This window comes from Bradyrhizobium sp. SZCCT0231 (assembly GCF_018130245.1).
In the GTDB taxonomy this organism is placed as follows: Bacteria; Pseudomonadota; Alphaproteobacteria; order Rhizobiales; family Xanthobacteraceae; genus Bradyrhizobium; species Bradyrhizobium japonicum_F.
The window spans coordinates 174,588-192,828 of the sequence record NZ_JAFCKP010000004.1; the positions used below are offsets into that span (position 1 = coordinate 174,588).

An 18,241-nucleotide genomic window follows, 5' to 3' on the forward strand; every position below is an offset into this window, starting at 1 on the left:
ACGCCCGGTGCAGCGGGACCGTTCGGGTCCGATGAGCGGCGCTCCGCCGCGGCAAGTGCAGAATTGCTACCCTGCTCAATTCTCGGTAGTTTCCGCCTCCGAAGCAGCCCGCCCCACCGCAACAGGACGGAGAAAACCGACGTGGCGCCCATCCAATATATCGTCGAGGGCGGTCACCGGCTCTCGGGCTCGATCGAGCCGTCCGGCAACAAGAATTCGGCGCTGCCGATCATCGCCGCCGCGCTGCTCACCGAGCATCCGGTCACGCTGGAGAACGTGCCGCGGATCCGCGACACCGAGACGCTGGTCGAGCTGATCCGCTCGGTCGGCGCGTCGGCGGAATGGACTGCCCGCAACACGCTTCACATCCATGCCAAGAGCATCCGCGCCGCCGATCTCGACCCCGAGCTGTGCGTGCGCATCCGCGCCTCGATCCTGCTTGCGGGACCCCTGCTCGCGCGCTGCGGCGAAGTGATGCTGCCGCCGCCCGGCGGCGACGTCATCGGCCGGCGCCGGCTGGACACCCATGTGCTGGCGCTGGAGCAGCTGGGGGCAAAGGTCACCGCGACCGACCGGCTCGAATTCCGCGCGCCAAAACTCGCCGGCGCGGACGTGTTTTTGGACGAGCCGAGCGTCACCGCCACCGAGAATGCGCTGGTCGCGGCGGTCGCCGCCGACGGCGTCACCTATTTGCGCAACGCGGCCTCCGAGCCGCATGTCCAGGACCTCGCCTATTTCCTGGTCGCGCTCGGTGCCAGGATCGAAGGCATCGGCACCAACACCATGATCGTGCACGGACAGGCGACGCTGGGGGAGGCGACCTACAGGATCCAGCCCGACCACATCGAGGTCGGCTCGCTGATCGGACTTGCCGCCGTGACGCGCTCGCCGCTGCGCATCACGCGCGCCGGTGTCGAGCATCTGCGCTCGATCCGCATGGGTTTCGAGCGGCTCGGCATCGTCTGCCGCGTCGAGGGCGATGATCTCATCGTGCCCTCCAATCAAACCTTGAAGATCCAGGACGATTTCGGCGGCCACGTGCCGAAGCTGGAGGACCAGCCCTGGCCGGCCTTCCCGGCCGACCTGATGTCGATCGCGATCGTCACGGCCACGCAATGCGAGGGCGTGATCCTGATGTTCGAGAAGATGTTCGAATCGCGGATGTTCTTCGTCGACAAGCTGATCGCGATGGGCGCAAGAATTGTTCTCTGCGATCCTCATCGCGCCATCATCGCCGGCCCCAGCCGCCTGCGCGGCGCGCCGATGACATCGCCCGACATCCGCGCCGGCATGGCGATGCTGCTCGCCGCCGTCTGCGCCGAGGGCACCTCCACCATCAACAATGCCGACCAGATCGAGCGCGGCTATGAGCGCATCGAGGAACGGCTGAACGCGCTGGGTGCGAAGATCAAGCGCGTGCCGGAGCGGAAGAGCTGAGGCGTTCTCTCCGCGCCACAATATCGTAGGGTGGGCAAAGCGAAGCGTGCCCACGGCTTCTGTTGCGGTGTTGGATCGATGGTGGGCACGGCGCAAGTGCGCCTTTGCCCACCCTACGATTCCGAGCTAGCGGATAGAGCATCCCACACCCATCTCGTGCCCCGGACGCAGCGCAGCACGTCAGTGATGCGCTGCTGAGCCGGGGCCCATGCTGCAACATCGGAGCCTGTAGCTGCTGGGTCCCGGCTCGCGCTGCGCGCGTCCGGGACACGTGACCATGTTTTCGTCGCCCGGCTGTGCTATTGACCGGCCATGCTCGACACCGTCCACCATCATGCGCAGCCGCAAGCCGGCGTGCCGCCAAATCATCTTGCCGAAGAATTCGTCGAGACGCTGCGCCTCGCCGTGCCGATGATGCTGACCCAGCTCGGGCAGATCGCGATGATCACGACCGATCTCGCGATGATCGGGCGGCTCGGCGAAGATGCGGTGGCCGCGGCGGCGCTGGCCCATACGGTCTATTTCGTCAGCTTCACCTTCGGGCTCGGATTGACGTCCGCAGTGTCGCCGCTGGCGGCGCAGGCGTTCGGCGCCGGCGATGTCAGGCGCATCCGCCGCTCCTTGCGCGTCGGCCTGTGGGCCGCGCTCCTGATCTCGCTGCCGATGATGGCCTCGCCGCTCTATGGCGAGCAGATTCTGCTCGCGCTCGGTCAAATGCCGCAATCGGCCGCGCTGGCGCAGCGCTACCTGAACGGCCTCGCCTGGGGCATTGCGCCGGCGCTCGGCTTCATCGCGCTGCGCAGCATGATGAGCGCGGTGAACCGGCCGCAGGCGCCGCTGTGGATCACGGTTGCGGCGATCCCGGTGAATGCCGCGCTGGTCTATGCGCTGATCCATGGCCTGTTCGGCCTGCCGGAGCTCGGCCTGTTCGGCGCGGGGCTTGCGACCACGCTGGTCAACCTCGGCACCTTCCTCGCCGCACTCGCGATCGCAGGACTGCGCAAGCCGTTCGCGGACTATCATCCGCTCGCCCGTCTCTGGCGGATCGACTGGCCCTTGATGCGTCAGCTCGTCGCGGTCGGTGCGCCGATCTCGTTTTCGCTGCTGCTGGAATATGGATTGTTCTCCTCCGCCGCGCTGTTGATGGGGTTGATCTCGACCGCGGCGCTCGCCGCGCACCAGATCGCGCTCCAGGTCACCGCCGTGCTGTTCATGGTGCCGCTCGGCATCGGCATGGCGGCAACGGTGCGCGTCGGCCATGCCTTCGGCCGCGACGACATGGTCGCGGTGCGGCGTGCAGGGCTCGTCGCAGCGGTGCTCGGGATCGCGTTCGTCGCCGCCCTGACCGTTGCGATCATTCTCGGCCGCTACGAGCTCGGACGGCTGTTCTTCGGCCGCAGCGAGGCCAGCGCGGCAACGGTCGAGCTGACGGCAACGCTGCTGCTGGTCGGCGCGAGCTTCTTCATCGCCGACGGCCTCCAGACCATCATGGGCGGGGCGCTGCGCGGCATCAATGACACCAGGATGACGCTGGTGTTCGCGGCGATCGGCTATTGGTGCGTCGCCTTTCCCATCGCCTGGGTGCTTGCCTTCCACGCGGGACTGGGCGCGGTCGGCGTCTGGATCGGGTTCTCGATCGGCTCGTTCGTCTATGCCGCCCTGTTGATCTTGCGCTTCCGGATGCTGGCGCGCAGATTGGCGGAATGAAGGGAACGGTCCGCGAAGTCACGCCTGAGGTCGACGCCGGCGCGGTGCTGGCAGGCGCCCAATTCATCGATGCGTTTCGCGTCGAGATCGGCGCGGCGAGGATCGATGCGCGCGAGGCCTGCGTCCGGATGGTGCTGCACGGACCGCGCTGGATCGACATGCTGCTGCGCCTGCGCAACATCCTGGTGACGCCGTTCGGGCTGAAGACATCGGGCGAAGGCGCGCCGGCGCCGCACGGCCTGATCGGCCTGTTTCCGGTGGTGAGCGAGACGCCGGAGCAGCTGGTCGCGGGCTTCAACGATTCTCATCTCGACTTCCGCCTCGTCGTCGACGTTTCAGGCGATGCCGCGAGCCGCCGGGTAACCTCGACCACGCTGGTGCGCACGCACAATCTGCTCGGCCGGACCTATCTCGCGCTGATCATGCCCTTCCACAAGCTGGTGGTCCGCAGCATGATGGGACGCATCGTGGAGCCGGCCCGATGACGCTGTCCGTCGACCTCCTACGGCAGCTATGAGTTCACACCGGTTGCCCGATTCCCAGCAGGTTGCCTTCGCTGTCGCGAAACCACGCGCCCCGCTCTCCGGCACCCTTGCTGGGATAGTTCCCGGCAATCTCGGCAATTCCCCCAATGGTCTTTAGGCCCGGCATGTCATACTCCTCGAATTCGACCCCTCGCGCGCGAAGCTCGCGTACGGTTGCTTCGATATCCTCGACCTCCCAGCCCATCTGCGTGTGCGTGCCGGATTGAATTCCTGCCGAGACGAACAGCGCAAACTCGCCCCCTGCGCAGATGTAGCGAAGTCCGCCCGGGCGTTCTTCGATCGGCTCTAGCCCGAGTTTCTCGGAGTAGAACGCCCGCGCGCGGTTCAAGTCCTTGGCCGGAAGCCGAGTTGCCACCTTCGCGTTTCTCAACATGCTCTCCTCCTCTGTCTGACCTCATTTACCTGTCCTGCGGCACGAGACACGGCCGATCGTGTCCGCGCAGCTATCGGAAGCCGAAGCTTCCGAGCGCGCACTATTCCGCCACACGCACGGACTCGTCGCCTGCGGCCTCCGACCACTCCCCGACGACGCGGTCGAGGTCGCGGAGATTCTGGTGCATCTGCTCCAGGGAGAAGCCGAGTGCGAAGAAGCGCTCGGCGGTGTCGCCGGGGTGGCCGCGGATCAGGCCGTCCTGACGGACGGACGCGACCGCCTCGGCGTAATGCTGGAGCGCGACATGCACGGGATGGATCGGCGGCGCGCCGGCGCCTTCGCGCAAGGCCGCGGCGGCCGAGCGCAGGAAGCGCGCGATCATGGTCGAGACCTCGGTCAGGGGTACTGCCAGCCGCATCTGCACCTCGACCGGCAGCGGCACCACCGTGGCACGGCCGATCATCACGACGTCATGACGCAGCCGCAGGATCGTTCGCAACAACGGGCCGGTGTCCGGGCCGCTCGACAGGCGCGCGGCGCGCTCGCGCTCGGCTTCGGAGCCGATCGCATCGAGGCTGACCATGGCCGTGCCGATGCCATCCTGGATCCGGTGCAGCGCGTCGCTGTCGCGGCCGCGCGTGAGACCCGCGAGCAGCTCGGTGAAGGCATCCGCGATCAATTCGAGCAGCGTCGCCGCGCTGGTGCGGATCTGCCGCACCGCGCGCGAGGGCAGCACCAGGAACGAGACCAGCAGTCCCGTGACGGCACCGACCGCGACCTCACTGACGCGGTCGATCGCCGAGGCCATGGGATCGGAGTGATGCATGGTCGGAACCAGGAGCACGATCACGGCGGTAACCGTGGCCGCGCTGAGGCTCGGATTGATCGCGGCGATGAAGGCGAGTGGGGCGACCGACAGCACGAGCAGGCCGAGAAGGCCGGCTTCGCTGGAATAGGGGATCAGGATCGCAATGGCGCCGCCATAGACGGCGCCGCCGATGGTGCCGAGCATGTAGTCGCGCGTCGCCTTCAGCGAGCGGCCGACGCTCATCTGGGTCACGATCAGCGAGGTCAGCACCGCCCAGAGCGGCAGCAACAGATGCAGCGCGGTGGCGATCGCATAGGCCGCGGTGGCGGCCACCGTGACCCGGATCGCGAGCCCCAGCTGCGTGCGCCGCGACCGGATCCGCTCGAACAGCTGCCTTGCGCGCGTCATACGGAATATCCCGATCCTCTTGAGCCGAGCAAAAGCATGGCTGATCCCCGCCCCCGCGAGGCCGCTTGAAAGGCCAAATCAGCCCGCCTAACTTGCCCGCCAAAACGAGGAAACACGATGGCCCACGAAACCGCAACGCTCGCTGCCTATGTCTTCAATTTGAAATACCAGGATATTCCGGCGGAGGTGCTGGAGCGCGCCAAAGTGCTGACGCTGGACTTCCTCGGCAGCGCGATCCGGGCGCGGCGCGAGGCGGAATCGACCCCGTCGATGCTGAAGATGCTGGAGGCGCTGGCGCTCGACACCAGGGGCGAGTCCACCGTGTTCGGCGATGCCAAGACCTGGACGCCGGCAGTGGCGGCGCTGCTCAACGGCGCGCTCGGCCACTCCCTCGATTTCGACGACACCCATGCCGATTCCTCGCTGCATCCGAGCGCGCCGGTGGTTCCGGCCGCCTTCGCCGTCGGCGAGATGGTGGGCGCGTCGGGCCGCGACGTGCTCACGGCGATCGTTGCTGGTTACGAGGTCTGTTGCCGGCTCGGCAATGCGCTCGACCCGACCTCGCATTACGCGCGCGGCTTCCACCCCACAGCGACCGCCGGCACCTATGGGGCGGCCGCGGCCGCGGGCAAGCTGTTCGGCCTCAGCGAGCAGCAGCTGATCGCCGCGCTCGGCGTCTCCGGCAGCCAGGCCGCGGGCTCGCTGCAATTTCTGGTCAACGGCGCCTGGAACAAGCGCTACCAGGTCGGCGCCGCCGCGATGAACGGGGTGATCGCCGCGACACTGGCGCGCAACGATTTCGTCGGCGCGACCGAGTCAGTCGAAGGCAAGCACGGCCTGCTCGCCGGCTATACCGACGATGCGCATCCGGACAAGGCGGTGGCCGAGCTCGGCAAGACCTATGAGACCATGAAGATCGGCGTAAAACCTTATCCGAGCTGCCGCTACACCCATGCGGCGATCGACGCGCTGATCGCGATGCGGCGCGAGCACAATCTGACGCCGGACCAGGTCAAGCGCGTCGAGATCGGCCTGCACCGCAACGGCATCACGCTGACCGGCGACGCCGCGACCAAGCGGCATCCGCGCTCGATCGTCGGCGGCCAGTTCTCGATGTTCTTCACCGGTGCGCTCGCGCTCGACCAGGGCTCGTTCGGCTGGGACGATTACAACCGGCTCGGCGATGCCGCCATCGACGCGCTTGCCGACAAGTTCGACGTGGTGCAGGACGATCGCCTCGAGATCGGCCGCACCCACCCGTTCGGCGCCCGCGTCAGCATCACCACCGATGATGGTGTGCATGAGCGGCTCTATGCCGATCCGTCGGGAGAGCCGAATTCGTTCCCGGACACGCAGGCGATGCAGCAGAAGTTTTTGACGCTGGCCCGCCCGGTGCTGAACGCGCGCGCGGAGAAGTTTGCCGATGCGATCATGACGCTGGAGCGCTTCGATCGCGTGGCCAAGGCGACGGAGTTGGGGCGGTAGGAGCCGTCTCTTCGCCTCTCCCCGATTGCGGGGAGAGGCGAAGAGGTGGTGCGCGTCGCTGCCACCACGTCGCGCACGAGATCGAACACGCCATCCGCCTCCGGCGGCGCGTTCGGCGAGCGGCCCATCCGCACGATCACCAGCTTCTCCGACGGGATCACGATGGTGTATTGCCCGATCGTGCCTTTGGCGAAGAAGGCATCGCGCGGCCAGCCGTGCTCCACGCGAAACGTCGCGCCAAAACTGTCGCCCTGGTTGGTCCAGAACCCGGCACCGATGCCGACCCACGCGTTTGGCGTGGGCGTGGCGGTGTAGCTCACCCAGCCCTCGGGGAGGATGCGCTTGCTGCCGGCGACGCCGTCATTGAGATAGAGCTGGCCGAAGCGCGCCCAGTCGCGCGCGGACGCGAGCATCTCGCTCGATCCCTCGATCGTGCCCGAGCCGTCGAGCTGGAGCACGACATGGCGCATGCCGAGCGGAGCGAACAATTCGCGGTGTGCGAAGGCGAGCGCGTCAACGGGATTGCCACCGGCGGCGTTACGAATGAGATGCGAGAGAATCATGATGTTGCCGTCGTGGTAATTCCACGCCGTGCCGGGCGCGGTCTCGAGCGGGATGCTCTCGGCATAGGCGGCCATGTCGGTCTCCACGAACTTCATCCGGTTGACGGGCTCGAAGGCCGAGCTGAGCGAAGCCTGCAGCGAGCTGCCGAGCGCAAGGCCCGCGGTGTGACGTAAGAGCTGATCGACGGTGACGGCATGGCGCGGATCATCGGGATCTTTCCAGGCCGCGACCGGCGCGGGGCCGTCGAGCTTCAGTTTGCCCTGGCGCACCAGCACGCCGATCAGGGCGGAGACCACCGATTTCGTCATGGAGAAGCCGAGCAGCGGCGTCTCAGGCCCGATGCCATCGGCGTAGCGCTCGGCGATGACGCGCCCGGCCTTCATCACGACGATGGCGCGGGTGCGGCGGAAAGGCGGCTGCGCGGGCTCGGTGAAGGCACGGTCGAGCGCGGCGGCCAGTGAGGGGCTTTGCGGCGGCACGATCGCGGGGCCGGCGATCTCGGGCAACAATGCCGGCTGCCTGTCGCCTGCGGGCGGCTCGACGGCGGCAACGCCAGCGCCGTGCTCGAGCGTGCAGCCGAGGCCCCCGCGATACACGGCATGGCTGCGGCCGAGGCCGAACAATGTCACCGTGACATCCTTGCGGACGAGGTCGACCCTGTAGTCCATCGCCCAGCTGATCAGGCCGGTCCCGGGCATGGCGTCGGTGGTCTCCGCGAAGTTGCGCCTGACATCGAGGCCGGAGACGAACGTCTCGGAGCAGAGGATATCGGCGACGAAGCCGGTGGCGACCTTCGGCACGTCGCGAGCGCGGGCTGCGCCGAGCGCGAGGCCGGCACAGGCCATGGTGGTGGCGAGGAGGATGATCTTGCGGCGGCGGGTCACGGGCTTTCTCCGGCTTGGGTGCGTGCCGGGAGGAAGCCTGGCGTGAAGGGAGGAGCGCTCGCCGGATTTGGAATATGGCCTTACTGAAACCGCGAAAAGCTCGCCGATTATGAAATATCGTTTTGATTACAATGACTTGTAACTCATGCCGCATTCATCTTCAGCCGCCGATATTCCGTCGGCGTGACGCCCGTGACGGCCTTGAAGGCGCGGTTGAACGGCCCCAGCGACTGGAAGCCGGCATCCATGGCGATGGTGATGACGGGGACCTCGGCCTGGGCGGGATCGGCGAGCGCGGCCTTGGCTTCCTCGATGCGGTGGTTGTTCAGGAACACATTGAAGTTGCGGTAGCCGAGCCGCTGGTTGATCAGCCGGCGCAGGCGGTATTCGGGAATCTTGAGCCGGGTCGCGAGCACGCCGATGGTGATGTTCTCATGGCGATAGATCCGCTCGTCCGCCATCAGGCGCATCAGGGCATCGATGAGCTTTTGGTCGACGGCGTCTTCGGCCACGGGCTGGATCGGCGCGGTCGCCGGTGCGGGCTCGGCCGTCACCGGAAACAGATCGGCGCCGTCGACGCGCATCATCGCATAGGCAATGGCCGCAACGATGCCGGCAAGCACGCCTGTATTGATCGTATTGGCGACCTCGCCCGCACTGCCGGCAACGAGGATCTGGAGCAGCGCATTCAACCCGCCATAGAGCGCGGCTGCGCAGACGATGAAGACGCGAACATTGCGGCGGCGCTCGACCAGATCGACGGACCACGCATTGACCGTCTGCGCTATCGCGAGCGCGATGAAGCCGAGCACGATCAGATCGACCGCGACCACGGAGAAGCGCGCGTTCCCGCCGGGTGCGATCCAGAGACACCCGACAAAGCTGAAGGCCGTCACTGCCGCCCAGATCAACCCGTGCCACCATTGCGGGCGAAATTCGTCATCGAACAGCGCGCGTGTGAACAGCCAGAACACCACGATGTTGCCGGTCGAGAGCGCAATCAGCGGTGCGTGCCACGCCGGGACCAGCGACGATACGCCGACCGAATAGCTCGCGGCGTGCGCGGCCGAGCCGAGCGCGAAGGCCGCGCCGAGGCGGGCGGCGAGGACATTGCGAAAATCGGAGGCCAATGACGCCGCCAGCACGAGCAGCAGCGCGACGGACGCGGCGCGAAAGGCAAGCTCGGTTGCAGCGAGTGTCATCGGGCGATGCGATCGGTCGCGGTTGAAATCAGCCGAACATCGTTCGTTGCGACCCTTTTTTCAAGGACCATCCACACGCCAGGGCGGCATCCACCGCTGTCATCGCCCGGCTTGACCGGGCGATCCAGTACTCCGAGGCGGTTGTGATTGAATCGATGGGCCGCGGCGTACTGGATGCCCCGGTCAAGCCGGGGCATGACAGCGGTGGATGTGGAGCGGCCTTTGCCGCGACGGCGATGCGAAATCCTGCTACCATCGCGCTCAAGAAAGTCAAAAAGGAGCCTACCCATGAGCTGGATGCCCGACAACGATCCCGTGCTCGGCGATCCCAAATCCTGCGATGCGCTCGATCTCGTCATCGTGCCGCGCACGCGCGATCTCGGCGACGGATTCGCCGTGCGCCGCGCGTTGCCGCATGGCAAGCGGCAGATGGTCGGGCCCTTCATCTTCTTCGACCATTTCGGCCCGGTGCAGTTCGTCTCCGGCAAGGGCATGGACGTGCGGCCGCATCCGCATATCGGGCTCGCCACCGTCACCTATCTGTTCGACGGCGCGATCATGCATCGCGACAGCGAGGGCAACGTCCAGGAGATCGCGCCGGGCGCGATGAACCTGATGACGGCCGGCCGCGGCATCGCCCATTCCGAACGCACGCCGGATGCGCAGCGCGCCTCGGGCCAGAAGATGCTCGGCCTGCAAAGCTGGATCGCGCTGCCAGCGGGCTCCGAAGAGATTGAACCGTCGTTCCAGCATTATGCGGCGGGCGACTTGCCGATGATCTCCGAGCGCGATTTTACGGCACGCGTGATCGCGGGCTCGTCGTTCGGCATCGCCTCGCCTGTCACGATGGTGTCGCCCTGGTTCTACACCGAGGTCACGGCCGCGGAAGGCGCGAGCGTGCCGCTCGACCCCGATCAGGAGGAGCGTGCGATCTACATCGTCGACGGCGAGGTCGAGATCGCGAACGAGCGCTACGAGGGGCCGCGGCTGCTGATCTTCCGGCCCGGCGACCGCATCACCGTGAAGGCGCTGAGGGCGACGCGGATGATGTTTCTCGGCGGCGATGCGCTGGAAGGCCCGCGCCACATCTGGTGGAATTTCGTCTCCTCCAGCAAGGAGCGGATCGAGCAGGCGAAGCAGGACTGGAAAACCGGCCGCTTTGCCGCAGTTCCGCAGGAACACGAGTTCATTCCGCTGCCGGAATAGGCTAATCCGGTTTCCGGCTGCGCCCTCCGGCGCGTCCGGACTCCCTGCCCGAAGGCCATATCTGCAAAGATTTGCCTGCAAAAGATTCGCCTGCGAAAGATCTGCCGATGACCACAATGCTCTCCAGCGACCTGCCCCTGCCCAAGATCGGACGCGGCAAGGTGCGCGATATCTACGCCGTCGACGATGACCGCCTGCTGCTCGTCACCACCGACCGCATCAGCGCCTTCGACGTGGTGATGGGCGAGACCATTCCGATGAAGGGCGCAGTGCTGACGCAGATCAGCGCGTTCTGGTTTAACGAGCTCGAAGGCGTGGTGCCGCATCACATGATCAGCGCGGACACCGACGAGATCGTTGCGGCCGTGCCGGCGTTGAAACCGCACCGCGCCGAGATCCTCGGCCGCGCCATGCTGTGCAAGCGGACCACCGTGTTCCCGATCGAGTGCGTGATCCGCGGCTATCTGTCGGGCTCCGCCTGGAAGGAATATGCCGCGAGCGGCACGCTGGCCGGCGAGAAGCTGAAGCCAGGCCTGGTCGAGAGCAAGAAGCTGGAGCCGGCGATCTTCAGCCCGGCGACCAAGGCCGAGACCGGCCATGACGAGAACATCACGATCGCGAAGATGCGCGAGGCGGTCGGCGATGAGGTCGCCTACACGCTGGAGAGCATGACGCGCGCGATCTACACGCTCGGCGAGGAACTCGCCCGCGAGCAGGGCATCATCATCGCCGACACCAAGTTCGAGTTCGGCCGCGACAAGGACGGCCGCATCATCCTGATCGACGAGGTGATGACGCCGGATTCCTCGCGCTTCTGGGCAGTGGATGCCTACAAGCCCGGCCAGCCGCAGGCGAGCTTCGACAAGCAACCCTTGCGCGACTATCTCGACGTCGAACGCCGCGCCGGCCGCTGGAACGGCGACGCCCCGCCGCCGCCACTGCCCGCGAGCGTGGTGGAGGCGACCAGCAAGCGATATCTGGAAGCGTATCGGCGCGTGACGGGGAAAGAGCTGAAGATTTAGGCTTCGGAGTCCCCTTGCTCCGTCATTGCGAGGAGCTCTTGCAACGAAGCAATCCAGGCTGCCTCTGCGGAGGGATTCTGGATTGCTTCGCTGCGCTCGCAATGACGTGGAGAGATCGGTGCTCCTCGACGATGATGGAGCGAGCGAGCCGCTCACACCCCCGCCATCATCACGTATTTGATCTCGACATATTCTTCCATGCCGTGATGCGAGCCCTCGCGGCCCAGGCCGCTTTCCTTGACGCCGCCGAACGGCGCGACCTCGGTGGTGATGAGACCCGTGTTGACGCCGACCATGCCTGATTCCAGCGCTTCGGCGACGCGCCAGACGCGGCCGAGATCGCGGGAATAGAAATAGGAGGCGAGACCGAACGGCGAGGCGTTGCACATCGCGATGACGTCGGCCTCGTCCTTGAAGCGGATCACCGGCGCGAGCGGGCCGAAGGTTTCCTCCTGCGATACCAGCGAATCTGGCTTGACGTCGGCGAGCACCGTCGGCTCGAAGAACGAGCGTCCGAGCTCGCTGCGCTTGCCGCCGGTGACGACCTTGGCGCCGCGCTTGACCGCATCGGCGATGTGGCGCTCGACCTTGTCGACCGCCTTCATGTTGATCAGGGGGCCTTGCGTGACGCCGCTCTCGGTGCCGTCGCCGATCTTCATCGCCGCGACCTTCTTCGACAGTTTCTGCACGAACTCGTCGTAGATCCTGTCCTGGGCGTAGAGGCGGTTGGCGCAGACGCAGGTCTGACCCATGTTGCGATATTTCGAGACGATCGCGCCTTCGACCGCGGCGTCGATGTCGGCGTCGTCGAACACGATGAACGGCGCGTTGCCGCCGAGCTCCAGGCCAAGCCGCTTCACGCCGACCGAGGCCTGCTGATAGAGGATCTTGCCGACCGCGGTCGAGCCGGTGAAGCCGACGAAGCGCACTGCCGGATGCTCGCACAGCACCTTGCCGATCGGCGGCGCGTCACCCGTGATGATGTTGAGCACGCCCTTGGGGATGCCGGCCTTCTCGGCAAGCACAGCCAGCGCCAGCGCGGATAGCGGCGTCTCGTTGGCGGGCTTCAGCACCACGGTGCAGCCGGCGGCCAGCGCCGGCGAGACCTTGCGCGTGATCATCGAGTTCGGGAAATTCCATGGTGTGATCGCGCCGCAGACGCCGATCGGCTGCTTGATCGCGAGCAGGCGCGCATCGGGCCGCTGCGTCGGGATGGTCTCGCCATAGACGCGCCTCGCTTCCTCGGCGAAGAACTCGATATAGGCGGCGCCGATATCGACCTCGCCGAGTGCCTCGGTGAGCGGCTTGCCCTGCTCGGAGGTGAGGATGAGCGCGAGATCCTCGCGGTTGGCGACGATCAGCTCGAACCATTTGCGCAAGATGTTGGAGCGCTGCTTGGCGGTGTGCTTGGCCCAGCCCGGAAAGGCGCGCGCGGCGGCTTCGACCGCCCTGGTGGTCTCGTCCGCGCCAAGCTGCGGAACCTTTGCCAGCTCGACGCCGGTGGCGGGATTGTTGACGGCAAAGACCGGTGTGCCGACCCAGGCGCCGTCGATATAGCAGGCCTCCTTCAAGAGCGAGGGGTCCTTCAACCGGTCGCGCAAACTGGACGTGGCTTGCGGGGCGCGTGCGGCGGCGGTCTGGGTCATGGCGTTTCTCCCTGGGCGATCCGATCGGGCCGGAATATAGGGACAGACGGCGCACAATGCACCGCCCCGCAACGCACATCTGCTGGGAATTAAACTGAGAGCCGTGGGTCCCTTACCTCTCCCTAAGGGAGAAGTTTGGCATCGCGACCGAGGAAGCCGTCAGGCCGCGCCGCTCATGTAAGTCTCGCGGCGGCCGATCATGCGTTCGGCTGCGGCCTTGGCGTCCGCCTTGGTGGAGGTCGCGCACGTCCGATATTCGAGATCGGGGACGTGAGAGGTGTCGCGGCGGCCGAACCAGGATTTTGAGCCGACCGGCAGCAGCGCCAGTGCCTGCGCCAGATTGTCGACGGCGCCGAAGGAATAGAGTGCGCCGGTGCCGGCGGTGCGGACCTCGTAAATACCGGGCGAAATCGGCGCTTCCAGGTTCTCGCCGCGTCCCGGACGGGGATAGCGCTTCCATTCGCTCCAGGTCGAAATCATCTGAGGTCCCCCTCGCCGGCCCTTCCACGGCCGGCAACATTTGCATCAAGTCTTAATCGGCCCATGGATTGGGCCGGGCGCTGAACGCGGCAGCTCACGAAATGTTTCAGGTGTCCGAAAACTCACGAAACATATCGCCTGCAGCCCGCCTCAGGTGAGGGCGAAGTTCGGCGATCCACCACAGATTGTGAAGCAGCGTCGCCATTCAGCCCCGTTGTCGTCCTGCGTGGGACCAAGACCGTCAAGTCACGACATCGCGACCGGCGCAGGTCCATCGATGCGCTTGCCGCGCCGGACATGCGGGAGGACAATCGATCACTTCCAACAATAATCAAACCCGAGGAAACGCCATGCAAAGCCAAGCACAGATCGATGAGATTCTGCGTCAGAAGAGCGAGACCAAGGAGATTCCGGGCGTCGTCGCCATCGCCGCCAGCGGCAGCGACGTGCTGTATCAGGGCGCATTCGGCAAGCGCGACCTGTCCAAGCTTGATGCGATGACAATCGACAGCGTGTTCTGGATCGCGTCGATGACGAAGGCGGTGACCGCAGCAGGCGCGATGCAGCTGGTCGAGCAGGGCAAGTTGTCGCTGGATGCGCCGATCGGCGATGTGCTGCCCGATCTCGCCAAGCCGCAAGTGCTCGAAGGTTTCGATGCCAAGGGCGAGGCCAAGCTGCGCCCGGCCAAGGGGCCGATCACGCTGCGCCAGCTCATGACCCACACCGCCGGCTTCTGCTACAATATGTGGAACGGCGATCTCGCGGTCTATCTGGACAAGAACGGCATTCCCGCCATCACCACCTGCCAGAATGCGGCGCTGAAGACCCCTGTCATGACCGACCCCGGCACGCGCTGGGAATACGGCACCAACATCGATTTCGTCGGCAAGGCGGTGGAAGCCGTCAGCGGCAAGCGGCTCGACGCCTATTTGCGCGACAATCTGTTCACCCCGCTCGGCATGAGCGACACCGCTTTCAAGATCACCGACGACATGCGCAAGCGCCTCGTCGGCATGCATGCGCGCGGCGAGGACGGCCAGCTCGCATCGATCCCGTTCGAGCTCGAGCAGGAGCCGGAATTCCACATGGGAGGCGGCGGCCTCTATTCGACCGCCGCCGACTACATCAAGTTCACCCAGATGATTCTCAACAAGGGCCGCGGCAACGGCAACCAGGTGCTGAAGGCCGAGACGGTCGCGACGATGGGGCAGAACCACATCGGCGACCTCGCCATGGGCAAGATGACGTCGGCGGCGCCGATGTATACCAACGACGTCGATCTCTATCCGGAGCAGGTGAAGAAATGGGGCCTCAGCTTCATGATCAACACCGCCAAGACGGCCGAAGGTCGCAGCGCCGGCAGCCTCGCCTGGGCAGGGCTCGCCAACACCTATTACTGGATCGACCCGGCGCGCGACGTCACCGGCGTGATCCTGATGCAGCTGTTGCCGTTCGCCGACGCGAAATGCCTGGAGACGTTCGCGGGCTTCGAGCGCGGGGTCTATGCCGGGCTGGATGCGGGGAGCGGGCAGAAGGCGGCTTAGGCGACGACTTCACGCGCGGCTCTCACCACACGGCAACTGTCATCCCCCGCCTTGTGCGCAATTGCGCACTGGAGCGGGGGATCCAGTATTCCAGAGGCGGCAGTGATAAATCGAGAAGCCGCGGCGTACTGGATCGCCCGCCTTCGCGGGCGATGACAGTGGAGCGTTAGGCGCGACCTCGCCTTAAACCGTCAACCCGCGCTGCTGCGCCAGCTCCTTCAGCGACACGAGCGGCCGTGCGCCGATGTGCTGGATCACTTCGGCGGCTGCGAGCGCGCCGAGCTCGCCGCACTGCTTGTACGCAAGGTTGCGCGCCAGGCCGTAGAGGAAGCCTGCCGCGAAGAGATCGCCGGCGCCGGTGGTGTCGACCACCTTGTCGACCGGGAATGCCGGCGCTGCGACGGCGTCTTCCACCGAGACCACCATGCAGCCCTTCTCGCTGCGGGTGACGACGCCGAGATTGACGTCGTTGCGCAGCTGCTTCAGCGCGGTGTCGAAGTCCGAGGTCATGTAGAGCGAATGCAGCTCGGATTCGTTGGCGAAGACGATGTCGACGGTGCCGCCCCGCATCAACGAGAGAAACTCGTCGCGATAGCGGTCGACGCAGAAGGAATCCGACAGCGTCAGCGCGACCTTGCGCCTGGCGTCATGGGCGATCTTGGCCGCCTTGACGAAGGCATCCTTGGCGTTCTTGGGGTCCCAGAGATAGCCCTCGAGATAGACGATTGCAGCGCTCGCGATCTCGGCCGGGTCGATGTCGGCGGGCGACAAATCCTGCGCCGCGCCGAGATAGGTGTTCATGGTGCGCTCGCCGTCGCCGGTAACCAGGATGTAGGAGCAGCCGGTGGCGGGGCCGTCCGTGGCGGCGGGCGTGTTGAAGGCGACGCCGGCGGCACGGATGTCATGGACATAGAGGTTGCCGATCTGGTCGTCCTTGACCTTGCCGACATAGGCGGCGCGTGCCCCCAAACTGCCGATGCCGACGATGGTGTTGGCGGCAGATCCCCCCGAGACTTCCGTGGCCGGCCCCATGTCCTTGTAAATGGCGGCTGCGCGCGCCTCGTCGATCAGCGACATGCTGCCCTTGGCCATGCCATGCTTGGCCAGAAAGGCCTCGTCGGTCCGAACCAGCACGTCGAACAGCGCGTTGCCGATGCCGAGAACGTCATATTTCACGTCAGCCATTCACCTTGATCCTGTTTGCCGGATTGCGATACCCGGGAAAATCCGCTTCCTGTCAGCCTGAAATCCAAGCTCGCGGCCTATCACGACCGGGCCTTCGCGGGCAAGCAACGGTATTCTCGAGAGCAATGATCCGCTCCTTTCTCACCGTCTCGACTGGAACATTGGCCTCGCGGCTGCTGGGTTTTGCCCGCGATTCCCTGATTGCGGCGCTGCTCGGCACCGGCGCCGTGGCGGATGCGTTTCTGGCGGCGTTTCAGCTCGTCAACGTGGTACGCCGGCTGCTCAGCGAGGGCGCGCTGAACGCGGCGCTGATCCCGGCCTGGCTGCGCATCAGGGATCGCGACGGGGCGGCGGCCGCAGCGGCGTTCGCCGGGCGCGTGCTCGGCACGGTCAGCGCGGCCCTGATCGCGATGTCGATCCTGCTCGCATTGCTGATGCCGCTGGTCATCACAGTCGTCGCGCCGGGATTTCTTGGCAGCGGCACGCTCGATCTCGCGGTTGAGAACGCGCGCCTGATGCTGCCCTATCTCGCCTTCGCCGGCCCCGTCACCGTGCTGATGGGATTGCTCAATGCGCAAGGACGCTTCGCGCTGACGGCATTCTCGCCGCTGCTGTTCAACATTGCGCTGATCGCCGCGATCGCGATGCTGCTCGTCTGGCGCGCAGACGCCAGCTTCGCCGCGTGGATCCTGGCGGCCACCGTCGGCATCGCCGGCCTGCTGCAGCTGCTGATGCTGCTGTCGCAGCGGAGCGCGCGCCTTGCCACGCCGCTGCGCGCCAGTTTCGACAAGGAGATGCGCGGCTTCTTCGCCAAGGCGATCCCCGGCATGATCGCAAGCTCGGGCCCGCAATGGCTGATGGTGGCAGGCGCGATCATCGCCTCGGCGACGCCGTCCGCGGTGTCCTGGCTCTATTTCGCCAACCGCCTGATCGAGCTGCCGCTCGGCATCGTCGGCGTCGCCATGGGCACGGTGCTGGTGCCGGAGCTGACGCGCGCCGTGAGTAGCGGCGATCGCGACGCGGTGGCGCATGCCGAATCCCGCGCACTGGAGCTTGCGACCGGGCTGGCGCTGCCGGCGACCCTCGGCCTGATCGTATTGGCCGAGCCGATCGTGCGGCTGCTGTTCGAGCATGGCGCGTTCGGCGCGGAGGACAGCACGGCCACCGCGCGCGCGCTGATGTGGCTGGCGCTGGGCCTGCCGGCGCATGTGCTGATCAAGGCGCTATCGCCGGCCTTCTATGCCCGCAGCGACACGATGACGCCGCTGCTGGCCACCGCGATCGGTTTCATGGTCGCTGTCGTGCTGGCCGTCCTGCTCGGCCATGTCTTCGGCGCGAGCGGGATCGCGGCGAGCATCGCGGCCGGCGCCTGGAGCAGCGCGCTCTCGCTGCTCCGGAAAGGTACGAGCGAATTCGGCTTCTCGATCGACGCGGCCGCCCGCACGCGATTGCCGCGGATCGTGCTGGCCGCGGTCACCATGGGCGCCCTGCTCTGGCTGACCACGGGACTGGTGCCTGCCGAGACCCATAGCTTCAAGATCCATAGCTTCAAGATCCATGGCTTGATCAAATTCGTCGTGCTGGGTGTGCAGATCGCGGCGGGGATCGTCGTCTACGGCCTGCTGCTGCAAATCCTCGGCGCCGCCTCCTGGCGCGAGGCGGTTAACGCGCTGAAACGACCCAGCTGAACCACGTCCCCGGCGAAAGGCCCTTGACGGGGCAGCGCCGCTGTTGGAAACGACGGC

The 18,241-nt window shown here is 66.1% G+C and carries 14 protein-coding genes and 1 pseudogene; 8 read left to right on the forward strand and 7 right to left on the reverse strand.

The window, feature by feature from the left end; all coding sequences use genetic code 11:
* The first annotated feature begins 141 nt into the window (after positions 1–141).
* The 3 genes from murA to JQ566_RS13795 all read left to right on the forward strand — a co-directional run bounded on the left by murA (position 142) and on the right by JQ566_RS13795 (position 3,629).
* Positions 142–1,437, forward strand: a complete 1,296-nt coding sequence (gene murA, locus JQ566_RS13785; RefSeq protein WP_212372770.1) for a UDP-N-acetylglucosamine 1-carboxyvinyltransferase — start codon at positions 142–144, stop codon at positions 1,435–1,437.
* Positions 1,438–1,749: 312 nt separating this feature from the next.
* Entirely contained in the window at positions 1,750–3,144 is a 1,395-nt protein-coding gene (locus tag JQ566_RS13790; RefSeq protein WP_212372771.1) for an MATE family efflux transporter, read from the forward strand.
* Positions 3,141–3,629 carry a DUF2867 domain-containing protein gene (locus tag JQ566_RS13795; protein ID WP_212372772.1) on the forward strand — a complete coding sequence of 163 codons (489 nt, stop codon included), beginning with the start codon at positions 3,141–3,143 and terminating at the stop codon, positions 3,627–3,629. Before JQ566_RS13790 ends, JQ566_RS13795 begins: the two co-directional genes overlap by 4 nt.
* 34 nt (positions 3,630–3,663) lie before the next feature.
* On the opposite strand, the gene JQ566_RS13800 is transcribed toward JQ566_RS13795, so the two are convergent.
* On the reverse strand, positions 3,664–4,062 hold the full coding sequence (locus JQ566_RS13800) for a VOC family protein (protein ID WP_212372773.1): 399 nt from the start codon (positions 4,060–4,062) through the stop codon (positions 3,664–3,666).
* Positions 4,063–4,162: 100 nt separating this feature from the next.
* Positions 4,163–5,278: an FUSC family protein gene (locus JQ566_RS13805; RefSeq protein ID WP_212372774.1), complete on the reverse strand. Its 1,116-nt coding sequence runs from the start codon at positions 5,276–5,278 to the stop codon at positions 4,163–4,165.
* 117 nt (positions 5,279–5,395) lie between these two features.
* Here JQ566_RS13805 and JQ566_RS13810 point away from each other — a divergent pair, with 117 nt between their 5' ends.
* Positions 5,396–6,763, forward strand: coding sequence for an MmgE/PrpD family protein (locus JQ566_RS13810; RefSeq protein WP_212372775.1), 1,368 nt, complete (start codon positions 5,396–5,398; stop codon positions 6,761–6,763).
* Between the two features lie 50 nt (positions 6,764–6,813).
* Here the strand turns inward: JQ566_RS13810 and JQ566_RS13815 are convergent.
* Together JQ566_RS13815 and JQ566_RS13820 are read right to left on the reverse strand one after the other, a co-directional pair.
* Positions 6,814–8,211: pseudogene (locus tag JQ566_RS13815) on the reverse strand (serine hydrolase domain-containing protein); the annotation flags it as partial.
* 143 nt (positions 8,212–8,354) lie between these two features.
* Positions 8,355–9,413 (reverse strand): AraC family transcriptional regulator, encoded by a 1,059-nt coding sequence (locus tag JQ566_RS13820; protein ID WP_212372776.1) that lies wholly within the window; start codon positions 9,411–9,413, stop codon positions 8,355–8,357.
* A gap of 288 nt (positions 9,414–9,701) precedes the next feature.
* Here JQ566_RS13820 and JQ566_RS13825 point away from each other — a divergent pair, with 288 nt between their 5' ends.
* Positions 9,702–10,619, forward strand: coding sequence for a pirin family protein (locus JQ566_RS13825; RefSeq protein ID WP_212372777.1), 918 nt, complete (start codon positions 9,702–9,704; stop codon positions 10,617–10,619).
* Positions 10,620–10,726: 107 nt separating this feature from the next.
* Entirely contained in the window at positions 10,727–11,641 is a 915-nt protein-coding gene (locus JQ566_RS13830; protein WP_212372778.1) for a phosphoribosylaminoimidazolesuccinocarboxamide synthase, read from the forward strand.
* A 152-nt stretch (positions 11,642–11,793) separates the two neighbouring features.
* Here the strand turns inward: JQ566_RS13830 and JQ566_RS13835 are convergent, their stop codons facing one another.
* Both JQ566_RS13835 and JQ566_RS13840 read right to left on the reverse strand, forming a co-directional pair.
* On the reverse strand, positions 11,794–13,287 hold the full coding sequence (locus JQ566_RS13835) for an NAD-dependent succinate-semialdehyde dehydrogenase (RefSeq protein WP_212372779.1): 1,494 nt from the start codon (positions 13,285–13,287) through the stop codon (positions 11,794–11,796).
* A gap of 159 nt (positions 13,288–13,446) precedes the next feature.
* Positions 13,447–13,767, reverse strand: a complete 321-nt coding sequence (locus JQ566_RS13840; RefSeq protein ID WP_212372780.1) for a hypothetical protein — start codon at positions 13,765–13,767, stop codon at positions 13,447–13,449.
* Positions 13,768–14,117: 350 nt separating this feature from the next.
* Here JQ566_RS13840 and JQ566_RS13845 point away from each other — a divergent pair, with 350 nt between their 5' ends.
* A complete protein-coding gene (locus JQ566_RS13845) occupies positions 14,118–15,311 on the forward strand; it encodes a serine hydrolase domain-containing protein (RefSeq protein WP_212372781.1) in 1,194 nt (397 codons plus the stop codon).
* Positions 15,312–15,494: 183 nt separating this feature from the next.
* On the opposite strand, the gene JQ566_RS13850 is transcribed toward JQ566_RS13845, so the two are convergent.
* Complete coding sequence (locus JQ566_RS13850; protein ID WP_212372782.1) at positions 15,495–16,496, reverse strand: adenosine kinase; 1,002 nt, start codon at positions 16,494–16,496, stop codon at positions 15,495–15,497.
* A 125-nt stretch (positions 16,497–16,621) separates the two neighbouring features.
* On the opposite strand from JQ566_RS13850, the gene murJ reads away from it, so the two are divergent.
* Positions 16,622–18,184 (forward strand): murein biosynthesis integral membrane protein MurJ, encoded by a 1,563-nt coding sequence (murJ, locus tag JQ566_RS13855; protein ID WP_212372783.1) that lies wholly within the window; start codon positions 16,622–16,624, stop codon positions 18,182–18,184.
* Positions 18,185–18,241 lie beyond the last annotated feature (57 nt).